Annotated in this window: 15 protein-coding genes; 13 read left to right on the top strand and 2 right to left on the bottom strand. The window is 72.9% G+C overall.

Going from position 1 to position 17,456, the window contains the following annotated elements; genetic code table 11:
• Positions 1 to 24: 24 nt before the first annotated feature.
• The 6 genes from ACFPGP_RS05530 to ACFPGP_RS05505 all read left to right on the top strand — a co-directional run bounded on the left by ACFPGP_RS05530 (position 25) and on the right by ACFPGP_RS05505 (position 6,469).
• Positions 25 to 1,596, top strand: coding sequence for an acyl-CoA carboxylase subunit beta (locus ACFPGP_RS05530; protein WP_378588109.1), 1,572 nt, complete (start codon positions 25 to 27; stop codon positions 1,594 to 1,596).
• The gene (locus ACFPGP_RS05525) at positions 1,593 to 1,811 is read left to right on the top strand and encodes an acyl-CoA carboxylase subunit epsilon (protein WP_378587957.1); all 219 of its coding nucleotides are present in this window, start codon (positions 1,593 to 1,595) and stop codon (positions 1,809 to 1,811) included. Before ACFPGP_RS05530 ends, ACFPGP_RS05525 begins: the two co-directional genes overlap by 4 nt.
• Positions 1,784 to 2,824, top strand: a complete 1,041-nt coding sequence (locus ACFPGP_RS05520; protein WP_378587954.1) for a P1 family peptidase — start codon at positions 1,784 to 1,786, stop codon at positions 2,822 to 2,824. The genes ACFPGP_RS05525 and ACFPGP_RS05520 overlap by 28 nt, the downstream gene beginning before the upstream one ends.
• Before the next feature lie 61 nt (positions 2,825 to 2,885).
• Positions 2,886 to 3,965: an adenosine deaminase gene (gene add / locus ACFPGP_RS05515; protein WP_378587951.1), complete on the top strand. Its 1,080-nt coding sequence runs from the start codon at positions 2,886 to 2,888 to the stop codon at positions 3,963 to 3,965.
• Positions 3,966 to 4,130: 165 nt separating this feature from the next.
• Complete coding sequence (locus ACFPGP_RS05510; protein ID WP_378587948.1) at positions 4,131 to 5,864, top strand: alkaline phosphatase D family protein; 1,734 nt, start codon at positions 4,131 to 4,133, stop codon at positions 5,862 to 5,864.
• A 5-nt stretch (positions 5,865 to 5,869) separates the two neighbouring features.
• A complete protein-coding gene (locus ACFPGP_RS05505) occupies positions 5,870 to 6,469 on the top strand; it encodes a Maf family protein (protein ID WP_378587945.1) in 600 nt (199 codons plus the stop codon).
• On the opposite strand, the gene ACFPGP_RS05500 is transcribed toward ACFPGP_RS05505, so the two are convergent.
• Both ACFPGP_RS05500 and ACFPGP_RS05495 read right to left on the bottom strand, forming a co-directional pair.
• Entirely contained in the window at positions 6,411 to 6,938 is a 528-nt protein-coding gene (locus tag ACFPGP_RS05500; RefSeq protein WP_378587942.1) for a GtrA family protein, read from the bottom strand. The genes ACFPGP_RS05505 and ACFPGP_RS05500 overlap by 59 nt on opposite strands.
• Positions 6,939 to 6,997: 59 nt before the next feature.
• Complete coding sequence (locus ACFPGP_RS05495; RefSeq protein ID WP_378587939.1) at positions 6,998 to 8,191, bottom strand: acyl-CoA dehydrogenase family protein; 1,194 nt, start codon at positions 8,189 to 8,191, stop codon at positions 6,998 to 7,000.
• A 173-nt stretch (positions 8,192 to 8,364) separates the two neighbouring features.
• Here ACFPGP_RS05495 and ACFPGP_RS05490 point away from each other — a divergent pair, with 173 nt between their 5' ends.
• From ACFPGP_RS05490 to ACFPGP_RS05460, 7 genes are all read left to right on the top strand, one after another.
• A complete protein-coding gene (locus tag ACFPGP_RS05490; protein ID WP_378587936.1) occupies positions 8,365 to 9,369 on the top strand; it encodes an iron ABC transporter substrate-binding protein in 1,005 nt (334 codons plus the stop codon).
• Positions 9,370 to 9,488: 119 nt separating this feature from the next.
• Positions 9,489 to 10,964 (top strand): ABC transporter permease, encoded by a 1,476-nt coding sequence (locus ACFPGP_RS05485; protein WP_378587933.1) that lies wholly within the window; start codon positions 9,489 to 9,491, stop codon positions 10,962 to 10,964.
• Positions 10,961 to 11,986, top strand: coding sequence for an ABC transporter ATP-binding protein (locus ACFPGP_RS05480; RefSeq protein WP_378587930.1), 1,026 nt, complete (start codon positions 10,961 to 10,963; stop codon positions 11,984 to 11,986). The genes ACFPGP_RS05485 and ACFPGP_RS05480 overlap by 4 nt, the downstream gene beginning before the upstream one ends.
• A 78-nt stretch (positions 11,987 to 12,064) precedes the next feature.
• Positions 12,065 to 14,629, top strand: a complete 2,565-nt coding sequence (locus tag ACFPGP_RS05475; RefSeq protein ID WP_378587927.1) for an AMP-binding protein — start codon at positions 12,065 to 12,067, stop codon at positions 14,627 to 14,629.
• A 60-nt stretch (positions 14,630 to 14,689) separates the two neighbouring features.
• Positions 14,690 to 15,187 (top strand): cupin domain-containing protein, encoded by a 498-nt coding sequence (locus ACFPGP_RS05470; RefSeq protein WP_378587924.1) that lies wholly within the window; start codon positions 14,690 to 14,692, stop codon positions 15,185 to 15,187.
• A gap of 39 nt (positions 15,188 to 15,226) precedes the next feature.
• Entirely contained in the window at positions 15,227 to 15,607 is a 381-nt protein-coding gene (locus ACFPGP_RS05465; RefSeq protein ID WP_378587921.1) for a hypothetical protein, read from the top strand.
• 43 nt (positions 15,608 to 15,650) lie between these two features.
• A complete protein-coding gene (locus ACFPGP_RS05460) occupies positions 15,651 to 17,441 on the top strand; it encodes an acetyl/propionyl/methylcrotonyl-CoA carboxylase subunit alpha (protein ID WP_378587918.1) in 1,791 nt (596 codons plus the stop codon).
• Positions 17,442 to 17,456: the final 15 nt, after the last annotated feature.

The following is a 17,456-nucleotide window of genomic DNA, read 5'->3' as shown; positions in this document are numbered from 1 at the left end:
ACTGCCGCACAGCCCGGCGAGGGGATCCCCTTCGACATCCACACCACGGCCGGCAAGCTGGCCGAGAAGGAATTCAAGCTCGACGAGGCGGTGCGCGTCGCCGACGAGAAGGCCCGGGAGAAGCAGCACAAGAAGGGCCGCAAGTCCGCGCGCGAGCGGATCGAGGCGCTCTTCGACGAGGGCTCGTTCGTCGAGATGGACGAGCTGGCCCGGCACCGGTCGACCAACTTCGGCCTCGAGAAGAAGCGCCCCTACGGCGACGGTGTGATCACCGGCTTCGGGACCATCGACGGGCGCCAGGTCTGCGTGTTCTCGCAGGACTTCTCGATCTTCGGCGGCTCGCTCGGCCAGGTGTACGGCGAGAAGATCTGCAAGGTCATGGACCTCGCGATCAAGACCGGCTGCCCGATCATCGGCATCAACGAGGGCGCCGGCGCCCGCATCCAGGAGGGCGTGGTCTCGCTCGGTCTCTACGGCGAGATCTTCAAGCGCAACGTGCACGCCTCGGGCGTGATCCCGCAGATCTCGATGATCATGGGCAACTGCGCCGGCGGCCACGTCTACTCCCCCGCGGTCACCGACTTCACGGTGATGGTGGACCAGACCTCGGCGATGTTCATCACCGGCCCCGACGTGATCAAGACCGTCACCGGCGAGGACGTCACGATGGAGGACCTCGGCGGCGCGCGCACCCACAACACCAAGTCGGGCAACAGCCACTACATGGCCTCCGACGAGGACGATGCGATCGAGTACGTCAAGGCGCTGCTGTCGTTCCTGCCGCAGAACAACCTCGACGAGCCGGTCGTGTACGACGTCGACGTCGACCTCGAGAACAACGACCTCGACCGGGCGCTCGACACGATCATCCCCGACTCGCCGAACCAGCCCTACGACATGCACGACGTCTTCACCACCGTGCTCGACGACCAGGAGTTCCTCGAGGTGATGGAGCTCTTCGCGCCCAACATCATCGTGGGCTTCGGCCGCGTCGAGGGCCGCCCGGTGGGCGTCGTGGCGAACCAGCCGATGCAGTTCGCCGGCACCCTCGACATCGACGCCTCGGAGAAGGCCGCGCGGTTCGTACGGTTCTGCGACGCGTTCAACCTGCCGGTGCTGACCTTCGTCGACGTGCCCGGCTTCCTGCCCGGCACCGACCAGGAGTGGGACGGCATCATCCGGCGCGGCGCCAAGCTGATCTACGCCTACTCCGAGGCGACCGTCCCGCTGGTCACCGTGATCACCCGCAAGGCCTACGGCGGCGCCTACGACGTGATGGGCTCCAAGCACCTCGGTGCCGACATGAACCTCGCGTGGCCGACCGCGCAGATCGCGGTGATGGGCGCCCAGGGCGCGGTCAACATCCTCTACCGCCACGAGCTCAAGGCCTCCGACGACCCCGACGCGCTGCGCGCGGAGAAGATCGAGGAGTACGAGGCCACGCTGGCCAACCCCTACCAGGCGGCCGAGCGGCTCTACATCGACGGCGTCATCTCGCCGCGCAACACCCGCGCCGAGGTGATCAAGGCGCTGCGGGTGCTGCGGACCAAGCGGGCCACCCTCCCGCCCAAGAAGCACGGGAACATCCCGCTGTGAGCGACGAGACCCCCGACCAGCCGGTCCTGCGCATCATCAACCCGGACGCGACGCCGGAGGAGGTCGCGGCGATCGTGACGGTCTTCGCCGGTCTCGGCGGCGGCCAGCCCCCGAAGCCCGAGCCGCAGTCGGTCTGGGGCCACCACCACTACAAGCACCGTGTCACCCACCGCCGGGGCCCCGGCGCGTGGGTCGCGAGCGGCCGGCCGCACTGACCGTGGACGGTGCCGGGTCGATCACCGACGTGCCCGGGATCCGGGTGGGTCAGGCCCAGCGCACCGGCGACGGCTGGCTGACCGGCACCACCGTGGTGCTGCCGTCCGACGGCGGAGCCGTGGCCGGCGTCGACGTGCGCGGCGGAGGGCCGGGGACGCGCGAGACCGACGCGCTCGACCCGCGCACCGTGGTCGACCGGGTCCACGCGGTGGTGCTCACGGGCGGCTCGGCGCTCGGTCTGGCCGCGGTCGACGGAGTCGTGCAGCGGCTGCTCGACGCCGGTGTGGGCTTCCCGGTCGGCGGGCCGGGCGAGGTCGTGCCGATCGTGCCGGCGGCGGTGGTCTTCGACCTCGGTCGCGGCGGCGTGTGGCGCCACCACCCGGACGCCGCCCTCGGCGCCGAGGCCCTCGACGCCGCGTCGACCGAGGTGCGCGAGGGCGTGGTCGGCGCCGGCACCGGCACCCGCGTCGGCGGGCTCAAGGGCGGCGTCGGGACCGCCTCCGCCCGGCTGGCGGACGGCGCCACGGTCGGCGCGCTGGTCGTCGTCAACGCCGTCGGCTCCGCCGTCGACCCGGCCACCGGAGAGCTCTGGGCCGCCCGCCACTGCCGCGACGGGGACCTGCCCGCGCTGCGGCGGCCCGACCCGGCCGACCTCGCGTCGTACCGCACGATCGCGGAGGCCGCCGTCGCCCCACCGCCCGGCACCGCCACCTGCCTCGCGGTCGTGGCGACCGACGCCACCCTGACCAAGGCCCAGTGCGCCAAGGTCAGCGGCCTCGGCCACGACGGCCTCGCCCGCGCCATCGACCCGGTGCACACCATGCTCGACGGCGACACGGTCTTCACCCTCGCCACCGGCTCCGCCCCCGCCCCCGACCTCCCCGCCTTCCAGGCCCTCCTCGCCGAGGCCGCCCGCTGCGTCACCCGTGCCGTCGCCCGCGCCGTCCTCGCCGCCCACACCGTCGCCGGCCTCCCCTCCTACCGCGACGTCCTCCCCTCCGCCCTCCCCTGACCGCCGAGGTGGGAGAAATGGCGACGCGAGGTGGGACAAATGGCGACGCGAGGTGGGAGAGATGGTCGTTCCGCGGGGCTGGACCGGGATGGACCACCACGCGATCCCCGCGGACCATCAGGGGATGACCTCCTTCCGGGTGCTGCCCAAGGTGGAGCTCCACTGCCACGTGGAGGGGACGATGCGGCCGACCACGGTGGTCGACCTTGCGCGGCGCAACGGGATCGCCCTGCCGACCGCCGACCCCACGGAGCTCTACCGCTACGACTCGCTGGACGGCTTCCTCGAGATCTTCTGGCTGGTGCAGTCGACGCTCGGGACCCGCGACGACTGGGCGCGCCTGGGCCACGAGTCGGTGGTCGACGCCGCGTCGTGGGGGGTCGTGCACCGCGAGTCGTTCTTCACCCCGGCGCGCCACCTCGCGGCCGGGCAGGACCTCGCCGACGTCGTCGCCGGGCTCGACGAGGGCATGGCGGCCGCTGAGCAGGAGACCGGCACGACCTGCTTCCTGATCGCGGACATCGATCGCGCCTACGGGCCCGGGGCCGGCCTCGCCCTGGTCGAGCGACTTGTCGAGCTTCGGCGCGCAGGAGCCCCCGGCACCGAGCGGGTGGTCGGCGTGGGCATGGACTCAACCGAGCTGGGCATCGATCCCGCCACGTTCGCCCCGGCGTACGACGCGGCCCGCGCCGCCGGCCTGCGGCTCACCGCCCACCAGGGCGAGAACTCGCCGGCGAGCGCGATCACCACCTGTCTCGACGTGCTCGGGGTCGAGCGCGTCGACCACGCGCTACCCGTGCTCGACGACCCCGACCTCACCGCCCGCGTGCGTGACGAGAGGATCGGCCTCACGGTCTGCCCGACGTCCAACATCCTGATCGCCAACTCCTTCCCCCGCCTCGCCGACCACCCCCTCCCCCGGATGTACGACGCAGGCCTGCTCGCCTCGGTCAACACCGACGACCCGGCGCTGATCGACCTCGGCCTCGACGAGGAGTACGCCGCGGTGGCCGAGGCGTTCGGGTGGGACTGGGCGCGGATGGTCGAGGTGGCGCTCATCGGCGTCGAGTCGTCCTGGCTCGACGAGGACGCCAAGCGCGTACTGCGGGACCGGATCGCTGCGACGCCCGAGGCGGACTGAGCACCGCCACCACCTCGTCGCCATTCCTCCCACCTCGCATCGCCATTCCTCCCACCTCGCGTCGCCATTCCTCCCACCTCGCGTCGCCATTTCTCCCACCTCGGCGGGGTGGGCGGGGCGCTAGACCGGGGTTTGGGCAGACAGCGGCGTGGAAGGGTGGAACTCGTGGGAGGACTGGTGCTGGGGCCGCTGTTGCGGCACGTGGACGAGACGAGCGGGTGCATCTGGGTCGAGACGGCGGACACGGCCACGGTGACGCTCCGGGCCCGTCGCGACGCGGGGGGTGAGCCGATCGAGCCCGGCGACCGCGAGGAGCACGTGGTGCAGGTGCGGACGTTCGCGGTGCACGGCCACCACTACGCGCTGGTGTGCGTCGAGGGGCTCGTGCCGGGGAGCAAGTACCCCTACACCGTCGAGGTCGACGGGGAGCAGGTCTGGCCGCCCGCCGACTCGCCGTACCCGCCGTCGCTGATCGCCACCCTCGACCCCGACAAGCCGCTGCGCCTCGCCTACGGCTCGTGCCGCACCTCGGTGACCCACGACGAGGCCGGCAACAAGGCGCACGGCGTCGACGCGCTGCACGCCTACGCGCTGCGGATGGCGGGCGTCACCGATCCCGCCCACGACGACGACCCCGACCCCGGGTCCGACGCCCGCTGGCCCGACCTCGTGCTGTTCCTCGGCGACCAGGTGTACGCCGACGAGACCACCGACGAGATGCGCGCCTTCATCGAGAGCCGGCGCGACATCGAGCAGCCGCCGTGGGCCGAGCTCAAGGACTACGAGGAGTACGCCCACCTCTACAAGCTGGCGTGGTCCGACCCCGCCAACCGCTGGCTGCTCTCCACGGTGCCGACCGCGATGATCTTCGACGACCACGACATCCGCGACGACTGGAACACCTCCCTGACGTGGAAGCAGTCGATGGAGACCACGTCGTGGTGGCACGGTCGCGTGGTGGCCGGGCTGGCGTCCTACTGGGTGCACCAGCACCTCGGCAACATGACCCCCGCGCAGCGCGCGCAGGACGAGATCTGGCGCGAGATCGCGGCGTACGACGGGCCCGACGAGTTCGACGCCAGCGACCTCCTCGACCGGTTCGCCGACCGGGCAGACCAGCACCCGGAGAGCTACCGCTGGAGCTTCGCGCGCGACTTCGGCGACCAGGCGCGGCTCGTCGTGATCGACTCGCGCGCGGCCCGGGTGCTCGAGCCCCAGCACCGCTCGATGCTCGACCCCGACGAGATGCGGTGGCTCGACGAGCAGCTCACCGGCGACGTCGACCACCTGCTCATCGGCAGCTCCCTGCCCTTCCTGCTCGCCCCGGGCCTGCACCACATGGAGGCGTGGAGCGAGGCCCTCGCCGACGGCGGCTGGGGCCGGCGCGGCTCCAAGCTCGGTGAGAAGATCCGCCAGGCCGGCGACCTCGAGCACTGGGCCGCCTTCCAGGACGGCTTCCAGAAGGTCGCCGCGATGGTGCTCGAGGTGGCCAGCGGCCGCCGCGGCACGGCGCCGGGCACCGTCACGTTCCTCGGCGGCGACGTCCACCACAGCTACGTCTCCGAGGCGTTCCCCAGCGACGGCTCCCGCACCACGAGCCGGATCATCCAGGCGGTCTGCTCACCGATCCGCAACCCGATGCCGCGGCGCCTGCGGTTCCTCGTCGCGGTGATGGCGTACGGCGTCGCCGGGCCGGTCGGGCACGTCGTGGCGCGCTCGGCGAAGGTCCCCGACAGCCCCCTGAAGTGGAACCTGCTCAAGGGGCCGTGGTTCGACAACAACCTCGCCACCCTCGAGGTCCACGGGCGGGGGCTGAGGCTGTGGTGGGCCACCGGCAAGGTCGACGGCAAGGAACACGAACGCCCCCGGCTCCACCGGGTCGCGGACCTGACAGTCTGATCCCCGTGGTCCTGGTCCTCGCCTCCGCCTCGCCCGCCCGCCTCGCCACGCTGCGCAGCGCCGGCGTGGAACCCGTCGTGATCGTCTCCGGCGTCGACGAGGACCAGGTCGACGGCCTGCCGCCGGCCGAGCTCGCGCTCCAGCTCGCCGAGCTCAAGTGCGACGCCGTCGCCGCCCGCGAGGACGTGCCCGACGCCGCCCTCGTGCTCGGGTGCGACTCCGTGCTCGAGCTCGACGGCGAGGCCTTCGGCAAGCCGCACGACCCCGACGAGGCGGTCCGCCGCTGGCAGGGGATGCGCGGCCGCTCCGGCGTGCTGCACACCGGCCACGCGCTGCGCGACACCACGTCGGGCCGCAGCGCCGCGGCCACGGCCTCGACCACGGTGCACTTCGCCCACCTCGACGACGACGAGATCGCGGCGTACGTCGCGACGGGCGAGCCGCTGCAGGTCGCCGGCGCGTTCACGGTCGACGGGCTCGGGGGCGCGTTCGTCACCGGCATCGAGGGCGACCACCACAACGTGGTCGGGGTGAGCCTGCCGCTGGTCAGGGAGCTGGTGGCTGAGCTCGGTCACTCGTGGACGAGCCTGTGGCAGGCCGGCTGAGCAGCGCCTCCTGCTCCTCGAGGTCCCACCCCGGGGTCTCCGAGAACACCACCTGGCGGAACAGCACGAAGCGCGCGGCGTTGGCCAGCGCCAGGCCGATCACGTTGGCCGAGAGGTTGTCGGAGAGCGGGTCGTCGAGACCGAGGCCGTTGCGGCTGAGCCACAGGCAGGTCATCGGGATCAGCATCGTGACCAGGTTGATCGTCACGAAGGCCAGCACGCCGCCGTCGAAGTGGGTCGACTCTCGGTGCTTGAAGGCCCAGGTCTTCATGCCGCGGAAGCTGATCACCATGCCGACGGTGTTGGCGATCAGGTAGGCGAGCTCCGGCTGGGAGTTGAGCGGGGCGACGCCGGCGCCGAGCCCGTGCACGAGCACGTTGAACAGCACCAGCGCGACAACCGTCGCGAGGAGCCCGACGGCGAGGAACCGTCCGACCTCGGCAGCGAACCGCTGCCAGCGCACACCCACCCGCGAGAGGCTACCTCCCCGACCGAGCGGATCCGCGCACGTGGAGCCGGTATCCACTTCTACTCGACCGGCAGGCCGAGTCCCCGCGCGATCAGCATCCGCTGGACCTCCGAGGTGCCCTCACCGATCTCGAGGACCTTCGCGTCGCGGTAGAACCGCGCGACCGGGTACTCCTCCATGAAGCCGTAGCCGCCGAAGACCTGGGTGGCGATCCGGGTGCCGGTGACCGCGGCCTCGGTGGCGTAGAGCTTGGCGACGACCGCGGCCTGCTTGAACTCCGCGACCGACGGACCGGAGCCACCCTGCGCGGCGGCGTCCATGGCGTCCTTCATGGCCGCGGCGCGGTAGGTCAGCGCCCGGGCGGCGTGCAGCATCACCTCGAGGTCGGCGACCTGGAAGGCCAGGCCCTGCTTGCGCCCGATCGGTACGCCGAACGTCTGCCGCTCGCCGGCGTACTGCACCGACATGTCGACGCAGGCCTGGAGGCAGCCGACGGCGAGCGCGGCGATCGCGACGCGGCCGTCGTCGAGCGTGGCGAGGAACTGGGCGAAGCCGCGGCCGCGGGTGCCGAGCAGGTTGGCCTCGGGCACCCGGCAGTCCTGGAACGACAGCGGGTGGGTGTCGGAGGCGTGCCAGCCGAGCTTGTCGTAGGGCTTCTCGGCGGTGAACCCGGGCGTGCCGCTCGGCACGATGATCGTGGAGATCTCCGGCTTGCCCGACTCGCTCTCGCCCGTGCGGGCGGTGACGGTCACCAGCGAGGTGATCTCGGAGCCGGAGTTGGTGATGAACTGCTTGGAGCCGTTGACGACCCACTCGCCGTTCTCGAGGTCGGCGCGGGTGCGGGTGGCGCCCGCGTCGGAGCCGGCGCCGGGCTCGGTCAGGCCGAAGCCGGCGAGCGTCTCGCCCGCGACCAGGTCGGGCAGCCAGGCCTGCTTCTGCTCCTCCGTGCCGAAGGTGAGGATCGGGTTGATCCCGAGCCCCACGGCCGCCTCGAGCGTGATGCCCATCGACTGGTCGACGCGGCCGATCTCCTCGATCGCGAGGCACAGGCTGGTGAAGTCGCCGTCCGCGCCGCCGTACGCCTCCGGGGCGGTGAGCCCGAAGAGCCCCAGCCGGCCCATCTTCTGCACGACGTCCACCGGGAAGTGGTGCTCGCGGTCCCAGGTGGCGGCGAACGGCGCGATCTCCTTCTCGGCGAAGTCACGCACGCTCCGCCGGAACTGCTCGTGCTCGGGCGACAGCTCGTAGTCCATGTCTCGCATGCTAGCCCGGGAGGTTAGTGATTGTTAACCACGGCCTCGCGACGGGTGCGGGAGGGGTGGGACGGAGGTCACCCCACCTCGGGACGTCCGTCCCTGCCGGCGGGAGATAAGGTTAGGCGACCCTAAGCACGCCCCCCGAGCCAGCTGGAAGGGACCGATCCCCCGTGCCCAAGACCCTGGCGGCCCTCGCCGCCACGATCATGCTCGCGCCGCTGCTGACGGCCTGCGGCGGCGACGACGGACCCTCCATCACGGTCTACAACGCCCAGCACGAGGAGCTGCTCGACGAGGTCGCGCCGCTCTTCGAGGAGAAGACGGGCATCGAGGTCAAGCTGCGCAGCGGGTCGGACCTCGAGCTGGCCAACCAGCTCGTGCAGGAGGGCGACGCCTCCCCCGCCGACGTGTTCCTCACCGAGAACTCGCCCGCGATGACCCTCGTCGACAACGCCGGCCTGCTGACCAAGGTCGACCAGGACACGCTCGACCAGATCCCGGCCGACTACGTGCCGTCCGACGAGAACTGGACCGGCTTCATCGCCCGCTCCACCGTGCTCGTCTACAACAGGGACGCCGTCAGCAAGGACGAGCTCCCCCAGTCGCTGATGGACCTCGCCGACCCGGAGTGGGCGGGCCGGGTCGCGTACTCGCCCACCGGGGCCGACTTCCAGGCGATCGTGAGCGCGGTCGTCGAGACCCAGGGCGAGGACGCCGCCCGCGCGTGGCTCTCGGGCCTCGCCGACAACGGCACCGAGCTCGAGAACAACCTCGTCGTGCTCGACCAGGTCAACTCCGGCGAGGTCGATGCCGGTGTGATCTACCACTACTACTGGTACCGCGACCAGGCCGAGTCGGGCGAGATGAGCGACAGCTCGGCCCTGCACTTCTTCGGCAACCAGGACCCCGGCGCCTTCCTCAGCGTCTCCGGCGCGGGCGTGCTGGCGTCGAGCGACAAGCAGGACGACGCCCAGGAGTTCGTGAACTTCCTGGCCAGCCAGGAGGGGCAGCAGGCGATCGCCGACTCCTACGCGATGGAGTACCCGCTCAACCCGAAGGTGACGCTGGGCCCGCCGGTCAAGCCGTTCGACGAGCTCGACCCGCCGAAGATCGACGTCGGCAAGCTCAACAGCGAGGTCGTCGTCCAGATGATGCAGGACGAGGGACTCCTCTGAGCAACGCCGCCGTCCTCGAGCAGGACCTCGAGCCCACGCCGGGTCGGACCACGGGTCAGGCCCGGCGGACGCCTCCCCTCCTGCTCCTGGCCGGCGTCGCCGTCGCCCTGCTCGCGCTCGTGCCGCTCGGCTTCGTCGCGACGTACACGGTGATCATCGGGCCGAGCGAGGCCTGGGACCTGCTGGTGCGCCCGCGCATCGGCGAGCTGCTGCTCAACACCGCGACGCTCGTCGTCGGCTGCACGGCGCTGTGCCTGGTCATCGGCGTCGGCGCGGCGTGGGTGGTCGAACGGACCGACGTGCCGTGGCGCCCGCTCTGGCACGGGCTGCTGGTCGCGCCGCTGGCCATCCCGGCGTTCGTGAACAGCTACAGCTGGTCGTCGCTGTCGGCGTCGGTGCACGGCTTTCGCGGGGCCCTGCTCGTGGTCACCCTGTCCTACTACCCGCTCGTCTACCTGCCGGTCGTGGCCACGCTGCGCGGGCTCGACCCGGCGCTGGAGGAGACGGCCTTCTCGCTCGAGCACTCGCGCTGGCGGACCTTCCTCCGCGTGGTGGTGCCGCAGCTGCGCCCGGCCCTGCTCGGCGGCGGGCTGCTGGTGTCGCTGCACCTGCTGGCGGAGTTCGGCGCGCTGCAGATGCTGCAGTTCCCGACCTTCACGACCGCGATCTACGACCAGTACCGCTCGTCCTTCAACGGCGCCGCCGCCAACATGATCGCCGGCGTGCTGGTGCTGTGCTGCGTGCTGCTGCTGACGCTCGAGCTGCGGCTGCGGGGCCGGCGGCAGTACGCCCGCGTCTCCCACGGCGCCGCCCGACCGGCCGAGCGGCAGCGCCTCGGCGCGTGGCGGTGGCCGGTGCTCGCCGCAGTCGCCGGGCTGGTCGTGCTCGCCGTCGGCGTCCCCACCTACAGCCTCGTGCACTGGCTGCGGGTGGGCTCGTCGACGGCGTTCCCCGTCTCCGACCTGGTGCAGGCCGCCGGCACCTCGCTCGGCCTCGGCGCCGCCGGCGCCGCCGCGACCGTGCTGATGGCGCTGCCGGTCTCGTGGCTGGCCGTGCGCTACCGCACCGCGACCAGCACCTTCGTCGAGCGGAGCACCTACATCGCGAACGCGCTGCCGGGCATCGTCGTGGCGCTGGCCCTGGTCACGGTGTCGATCCGGGTCGTGCAGCCGCTCTACCAGACCTACCTGCTGCTGGTGGTCGCCTACGCGATCATGTTCCTGCCGCGCGCGGTGGTCAGCGTGCGGTCGGCGCTCGAGCAGGCGCCGCTCGTGCTCGACGACGTCGCGCACAGCCTGGGCGCCGGTCCGCTCGAGGTCGCCCGCCGGGTCACGCTGCCGATCATCGCGCCGGGGATCGGCGCCGGGGCCGCCCTGGTGTTCCTCGCGGTCTCCACCGAGCTCACCGCGACCCTGATGCTCGCGCCGATCGACGCGGCCACGCTGTCCACCCAGTTCTGGTCGGCCTCGTCGTCCGTCGCCTACGGCGCCGCCGCGCCGTACGCCCTGCTGATGGTGGTGATCTCGGTGCCGGCGACCATCCTGCTGGGGCGGGAGGCGACCCGCCGGGACGCAGGCGGGAGAATCGCGGCATGAGCACGTTGCACCTCGAGGGCGTCCGGAAGGCGTTCGGCGCCACCGTCGCCGTCGACGGGGTCGACCTCGTGGTCCCCGAGGGGTCGGTGACCGCCGTGCTCGGCCCGTCGGGGTGCGGCAAGACCACGCTGCTGCGGCTGGTCGCGGGCTTCCTCGAGCCCGACGCCGGCACCATCGCCTTCGACGACAGGGTCGTGGCCGGCAGCGGCCGGCCGGTGCCCCCGCAGCAGCGCCGGGTCGGGTACGTGCCACAGGAGGGTGCGCTGTTCCCTCACCTCGACGTCGCCGCCAACATCGCCTTCGGCCTGCCGCGCGCGCAGCGTCGCTCGGCCCGGGTCGGCGACCTGCTCGACCTCGTCGAGCTCCCCGCGGCGTACGGCGCGCGCCACCCGCACGAGCTCTCCGGCGGCCAGCAGCAACGCGTCGCCCTGGCCCGCGCGCTGGCCCCCAACCCCTCGGTGGTGCTCCTCGACGAGCCGTTCTCCTCCCTCGACGCCTCGCTGCGCGCGAGCACCGGTCGCGCCGTCGTCCGGGCGCTGCACGCCGCGGGTGCGACGGCCGTCCTGGTCACGCACGACCAGGACGAGGCGCTCTCGCTGGCCGACCAGGTCGCGGTGATGCGGGCCGGCCGCCTCGTGCAGGCAGCCTCGCCGCACGTGCTGTACCGCACCCCCGCCGACGCCGACGTCGCCCGGTTCGTCGGCGGCGCGGCCGTGCTCGACGCGACCGTGCGCGACGGCGTGGCCCGCTGCGCGCTGGGCGACCTGCTGCTGCTCGAGCCGGTGCCCGACGGCACCGCCGAGGTGCTGGTGCGCCCCGAGCAGCTGCGGCTCGGAGACGACGGACCCGTGGCCGCCCGGGTGGTCGAGGTCAGCTTCTACGGCCACGACGCCGCCGTCACCCTCGACGTCCACGACGGCCCCACCGTCGTCGCCCGCGTCACCGGTCTCGACGCCCCCGAGGCCGGCCGCGAGGTCGGCGTCTCGGTCACCGGCCGGGTCCTCGCCTTCACCCCACGCTGACCCGCCGTCAACTAACGGCGGTCAGCGTGGCTCGGGTCGTGTACCAAGGTGAGGCTTACCTAAGTTAGACTCGCGGGCGTGAGTCTGCTGGTCCCTGAGCGCCGTCGTGCCGCCACCCCGGCGACGGCACGCCCGGTGCTCGACCTCGGGCACCCCGAGAAGACCGGACGGGTCGCCCTGCACACCGACCACGGCCCGGTGACGTACGGCGACCTGGCCGGCCGCGCGGCCCGGCTCGCGGAGGCGCTGGGGTCGACGCGGCGCCTCGTGCTCGTGGAGACCACCAACACCCTGGACTCGGTGGTCGCCTACCTGGCTGCGCTCGAGCACGGCCACGTCGCACTGCTCGCGGCACCGGAGCACGCGGCCTCCCTGGCGGACGCCTGGGAGCCCGACGTCGTCCTCGACGCCCACGGCGGCCTCACCGAGCGCCACGAGGGCTCGCGCCACGACCTGCACCCCGACCTCGCCCTGCTGCTGAGCACGTCGGGCTCGACCGGCTCCCCCAAGCTGGTGCGGCTCTCGCGCGACAACCTCACGAGCAACGCCGCCAGCATCGCCTCCTACCTCGGGATCACCCCCGACGACCGCGCGGCCACCTCGCTGCCGCTGCACTACTGCTACGGGCTCTCGGTCCTGCACAGCCACCTGCTCACCGGCGCGGGCGTGGTGCTGACCGACCGCTCCGTGGTCGACGAGGAGTTCTGGGAGCGGTTCACCGCGGCCGGGGCGACGTCGTTCGCGGGCGTGCCCTACACCTTCGACCTGCTCGAGCACGCCGGCTTCGCCGGCCGTGAGCTGCCGTCGCTGCGCTACGTCACCCAGGCCGGTGGCCGGATGACGCCCGACCGGGTCCGCCGGTGGGCCGCGCTCGGCCGCGAGCGCGGGTTCGACCTCGTCGTCATGTACGGCCAGACCGAGGCGACCGCGCGGATGGCCTGGCTGCCGCCCGGCCTCGCCGAGCGGTACCCCGGCGCCGTCGGCGTGGCCGTCCCCGGCGGCCGGCTGCGCCTCGACCCGGTGGCCGACGCGCCCCGCGACGTCGGCGAGCTCGTCTACGAGGGCCCCAACGTGATGCTCGGGTACGCCGAGCAGCCCGACGACCTCGCGCTGGGCGCCACGGTCACCGAGCTGCGCACCGGCGACCTCGCCCGCTGCCGCGACGGCCTCTTCGAGATCGTCGGGCGTCGCGGCCGCACCGCCAAGGCGTTCGGCCTGCGGATCGACCTCGAGCGGGTCGAGCGGCGGGTCGGCCACAGGCTGGGCGACGACCTCGCCTGCCTGCTCGCCGACCCCCACGGCCGCGACCTGCTCCACGCCGTGACCACGCGCCCGCGCCGCGAGGCCGCCCTGCGCGCCGCCGTCGCCGAGGCGGCCGGGTTGCCCGCCGCCGCGGTCCGGGTGACCCGCCTGGCCGAGCTGCCCCGCACGCCGTCGGGCAAGCCGTGCCTCGCCGCGATCGGCCGCTACGTCGAGACGAGCTCCGAGGCGGAGGTCGCCGAGCCCGCGTCGCTGGAGCAGCAGCTGGTCGACGACTTCGCGACGGTGCTCGGCCGGGCCGACGTCCGCCGCGACGACAGCTTCACCGGTCTCGGCGGTGACTCCCTGAGCTACGTCGAGCTCGCCACGCGGCTCGCTGGCCGGCTCCCGACCCTCCCCGCCGACTGGCCGTCGCGCACCGTCGCCGACCTCGCCGGGACCACGACCGCGCGCCCGGTCCGACCGGGGCGCCGCTGGTGGGTGCCCGCGGACACCACCGTGGTGCTGCGCGCCGTGGCGATCGTGCTCGTCGTCGGGACCCACGCCAACCTGCTCACCGTGCCGGGCGGCGCCCACGTGCTGCTCGCGCTCGCCGGCTACAACCTCGCCCGCTTCTCGCTCGGTGACGTGCCGCGCCGCCAGCGGGTGCGCAACGGGCTGTCCGCCGTCGCCCAGGTCGCCGTCCCGAGCGCGCTGGTCCTGGGCGCGATCACGCTCGCCACCGGGATGTACGCCGCGACCACGCCGCTCCTGCTCAACCAGCTGCTCGGCAGCGACACCTGGACCGTCGACTGGCAGCTCTGGTTCCTCGAGGCGCTGGTGTGGCTCTCGCTGGGGGCCGTCGCCCTGGCAGCGGTCCCGGCGTTCGACCGCTGGGAGCGACGCGCGCCGTTCGGCGTACCCCTGGCGCTGCTCGGCGCCGCGCTGGTCGTCCGGTTCGCGTGGACCGGCGTGGAGGCCGGCCCGACCGAGCGCTACACCACCGGCGTCGTCGCCTGGTGCTTCGTGCTGGGCTGGCTGGCCGCCCGGGCGACGACCCCCTCCCGGCGGGTCCTCGTCGCAGTGCTCGCCGCCGTCGCCACCGTCGGCTTCTTCGACGACCTGCAGCGCGAGCTGGTCGTCGTCGGCGGGATCGCCCTGCTCGCCGCCCTGCCCACGCTGCGCGTGCCCGCGCTGCTGACCCGCCCCCTCACGCTGCTGGCCGGCGGCTCGCTCTTCGTCTACCTCACCCACTGGCAGGTCTACCCGCACCTCGAGGACGACCACCCGGTGCTGGCGACGCTGTCGTCGTTCGCGGTCGGCACCGCCTGCTGGTGGCTGACGCGTCCGGCGCTGCGGCGCCTCGCGACGGCGTTGCGCCCCCGCGGGACCGAGGACCCCTGACCCCGGCCCCCCTGCCCGGATCCGTTGAGCGGCACCCCGGTCCGGCCGTAACGTCGGGGCGTGTCCTACCCCGAACCGCGCTACCACGGCACGACCGGCGAGAGCACCGCGTGGCTGCGGCCGGCCATCACCCCTGCCGACCTCCCCCGCCCCAACGGCGCGGCGCACTTCCTCGCGACCGGCGCCACCACCGACGGGAAGTTCGGCTTCTACCGGTGGGACATGGGGCCCGAGCCCGGCGGCGCCCGGCCCCACTTCCACCGGACCATGAGCGAGTCGTTCTTCGTGCTCGACGGCACGGTCAGCCTGTACGACGGCCGCACCTGGTCGGAGGGACACCCCGGCGACTTCCTCCACGTGCCCGAAGGCGGCCTGCACGGCTTCCGCAACGACTCCGGGGCCGACGCGTCGCTCCTCATCCTCTTCGTCCCGGGCGCACCCCGCGAGGCGTACTTCCGCGGTCTCGTCGAGATGGCCGAGGGCCGGTGGGCGCCGTCGCACGAGGAGCTCGAGGCCTTCCTCGAGGAGCACGACAACATCTACGTCCCCGACCCGTAGCCGGGACGGACGTCGGCGTCCGGGGTTAGCCTCGTGGGGGTGAGGCGCCCGCACGAGAACGTCGCAACCGTGCTGGTGGATCCGTGCGTCCAGGCCGACCTCGAGCTCGAGCTGATGGCGATCGACCTGCGGCTGTGGCCGATCGCGACCGCCCCCAACTGCCTGGACGGGCCGCGCCAGGCCTTCCAGGTCAAGCACCGGCTCCTCGAGCGCCACCGCGGGGCGTGGGACTGCGCGGCCGCGTGGACGCCGGTGTGGATCGGGTTCGGCGAGACCTGGCGCAGCGGCGACGACCCGCTCCCCTGGGCCGCGCACAGCGCCCTGTGGCGGGCGCTCGAGGCCCGCGCCGAGCACGTGAGGTACCACAAGCGGCTCGGCGGGGTGCCGCCCCTCCGGTTGCCCGTCGACCCCGTTGCCTGAGACCTCGCCCGGGGCCCGGCGAGGGCGGCGCTAGGCTGCGACCGTGCCTCAGACGACTCCTCTGACCAAGGTGCTGGTCGCCAACCGTGGTGAGATCGCAGTCCGGGTGATCCGGGCCTGCCGCGACAGCGGGATCAGCAGCGTGGCGGTCTACGCCGACCCCGACCGCGACGCGCTCTTCGTCCGCCTCGCGGACGAGGCGCACGCGCTGGGTGGCGCGACCCCGGCGGAGACCTACCTCGACATCGAGAAGATCATCGCGATCGCGAAGTCGTCCGGTGCCGACTCCGTGCACCCCGGCTACGGCTTCCTCGCCGAGAACCGCAACTTCGCGCAGGCCGTGATCGACGCCGGGCTGATCTGGATCGGCCCCCCGCCCTCGGCGATCGAGAAGCTCGGCGACAAGGTCCAGGCCCGCCACATCGCCGAGCGCGTGGGTGCCCCGCTCGTCGAGGGCACGGCCGACCCGGTCAAGGACGCCGACGAGGTCGTGAAGTTCGCCGACGAGCACGGGCTCCCCATCGCGATCAAGGCGGCGTTCGGCGGCGGCGGCCGTGGCCTCAAGGTCGCCCGCAACCGCGAGGAGGTCGCCGAGCTGTTCGACTCGGCCGTCCGCGAGGCGGTCACGGCGTTCGGCCGCGGCGAGTGCTTCGTCGAGCGCTACCTCGACCACCCGCGCCACGTCGAGACCCAGTGCCTCGCCGACCAGCACGGCAACGTCGTCGTCGTCTCGACCCGCGACTGCTCGCTGCAGCGGCGCCACCAGAAGCTGGTCGAGGAGGCGCCCGCGCCGTTCCTCTCCGACGACCAGGTCGCCCGCGTCTACCAGGCGTCGAAGGCGATCCTGAAGGAAGCCGGCTACGTCGGCGCCGGCACCTGCGAGTTCCTGGTCGGCAAGGACGGCACGATCTCCTTCCTCGAGGTGAACACCCGCCTCCAGGTCGAGCACCCCGTCTCCGAGGAGGTCACCGGCCTCGACCTGGTGCGCGAGATGTTCCGCATCGCCGCCGGAGAGGAGCTGGGGTACGGCGACCCCACGGTCCGCGGCCACTCGATCGAGTTCCGCATCAACGCAGAGGACGCCGGCCGCAACTTCATGCCCGCCCCCGGCACGCTCGCCCGCTGGCACCAGCCCTCGGGCCCCGGCGTACGCGTCGACGGCGGCTACGACCAGGGCGAGACGATCCCGGGCAACTTCGACTCGCTGGTGGCCAAGCTGATCGTGACCGGCCGCGACCGCACCCAGGCGCTGGAGCGCTCGCGGCGCGCGCTGTCGGAGTTCGTCGTCGACGGCATGCCGACGGTGATCCCGTTCCACGAGGCCGTCGTGGACGACCCCGCCTTCATCGGGGACGGCGAGACGTTCCACATCTACACGAGCTGGATCGAGACCGAGTTCGACAACCAGATCGAGCCCTACTCCGGCGACAGCGCCGAGGCCGACGACCCCGGCGAGCGCCAGACGGTCGTGGTCGAGGTCGGTGGCCGACGGCTCGAGGTCAGCCTGCCCGGCGGGCTCGGCGGCCTGGCTGTCGGCAACGGCAACGGCGGCGGTGGCGGTGGCGGTGCGAAGAAGCCCAAGCGCCGCGTCGGCGCCAAGAAGGGTGCGGCGGTGAGCGGCGACTCCGTCACCAGCCCGATGCAGGGCACGATCGTCAAGGTCCCCGTCGAGGAGGGCCAGCAGGTCGCCGAGGGCGACGTGGTCGTGGTGCTCGAGGCGATGAAGATGGAGCAGCCGCTCAAGGCCCACAAGGCCGGCACCGTGACCGGGCTCGACGCCGAGGTCGGCGCGACCGTCACCCACGGCGCCGTGATCTGCGAGCTCAAGGACTGACGCCACGCCCGCTCG

The organism is Nocardioides taihuensis (genome assembly GCF_042657275.1).
GTDB lineage: Bacteria > Actinomycetota > Actinomycetes > Propionibacteriales > Nocardioidaceae > Nocardioides > Nocardioides taihuensis.
The sequence above is the reverse complement of the archived record's forward strand: the minus strand, read 5'-3'. Positions and strand labels throughout refer to the sequence as shown.

Excerpts from the sequence above, each read along its gene's own strand:
- add (WP_378587951.1), top strand. The coding sequence starts at position 2,886 with ATGGTCGTTCCGCGGGGCTGGACCGGGATGGACCACCACGCGATCCCC.
- ACFPGP_RS05495 (WP_378587939.1), bottom strand. The coding sequence starts at position 8,191 with ATGGACTACGAGCTGTCGCCCGAGCACGAGCAGTTCCGGCGGAGCGTG.
- ACFPGP_RS05480 (WP_378587930.1), top strand. The coding sequence starts at position 10,961 with ATGAGCACGTTGCACCTCGAGGGCGTCCGGAAGGCGTTCGGCGCCACC.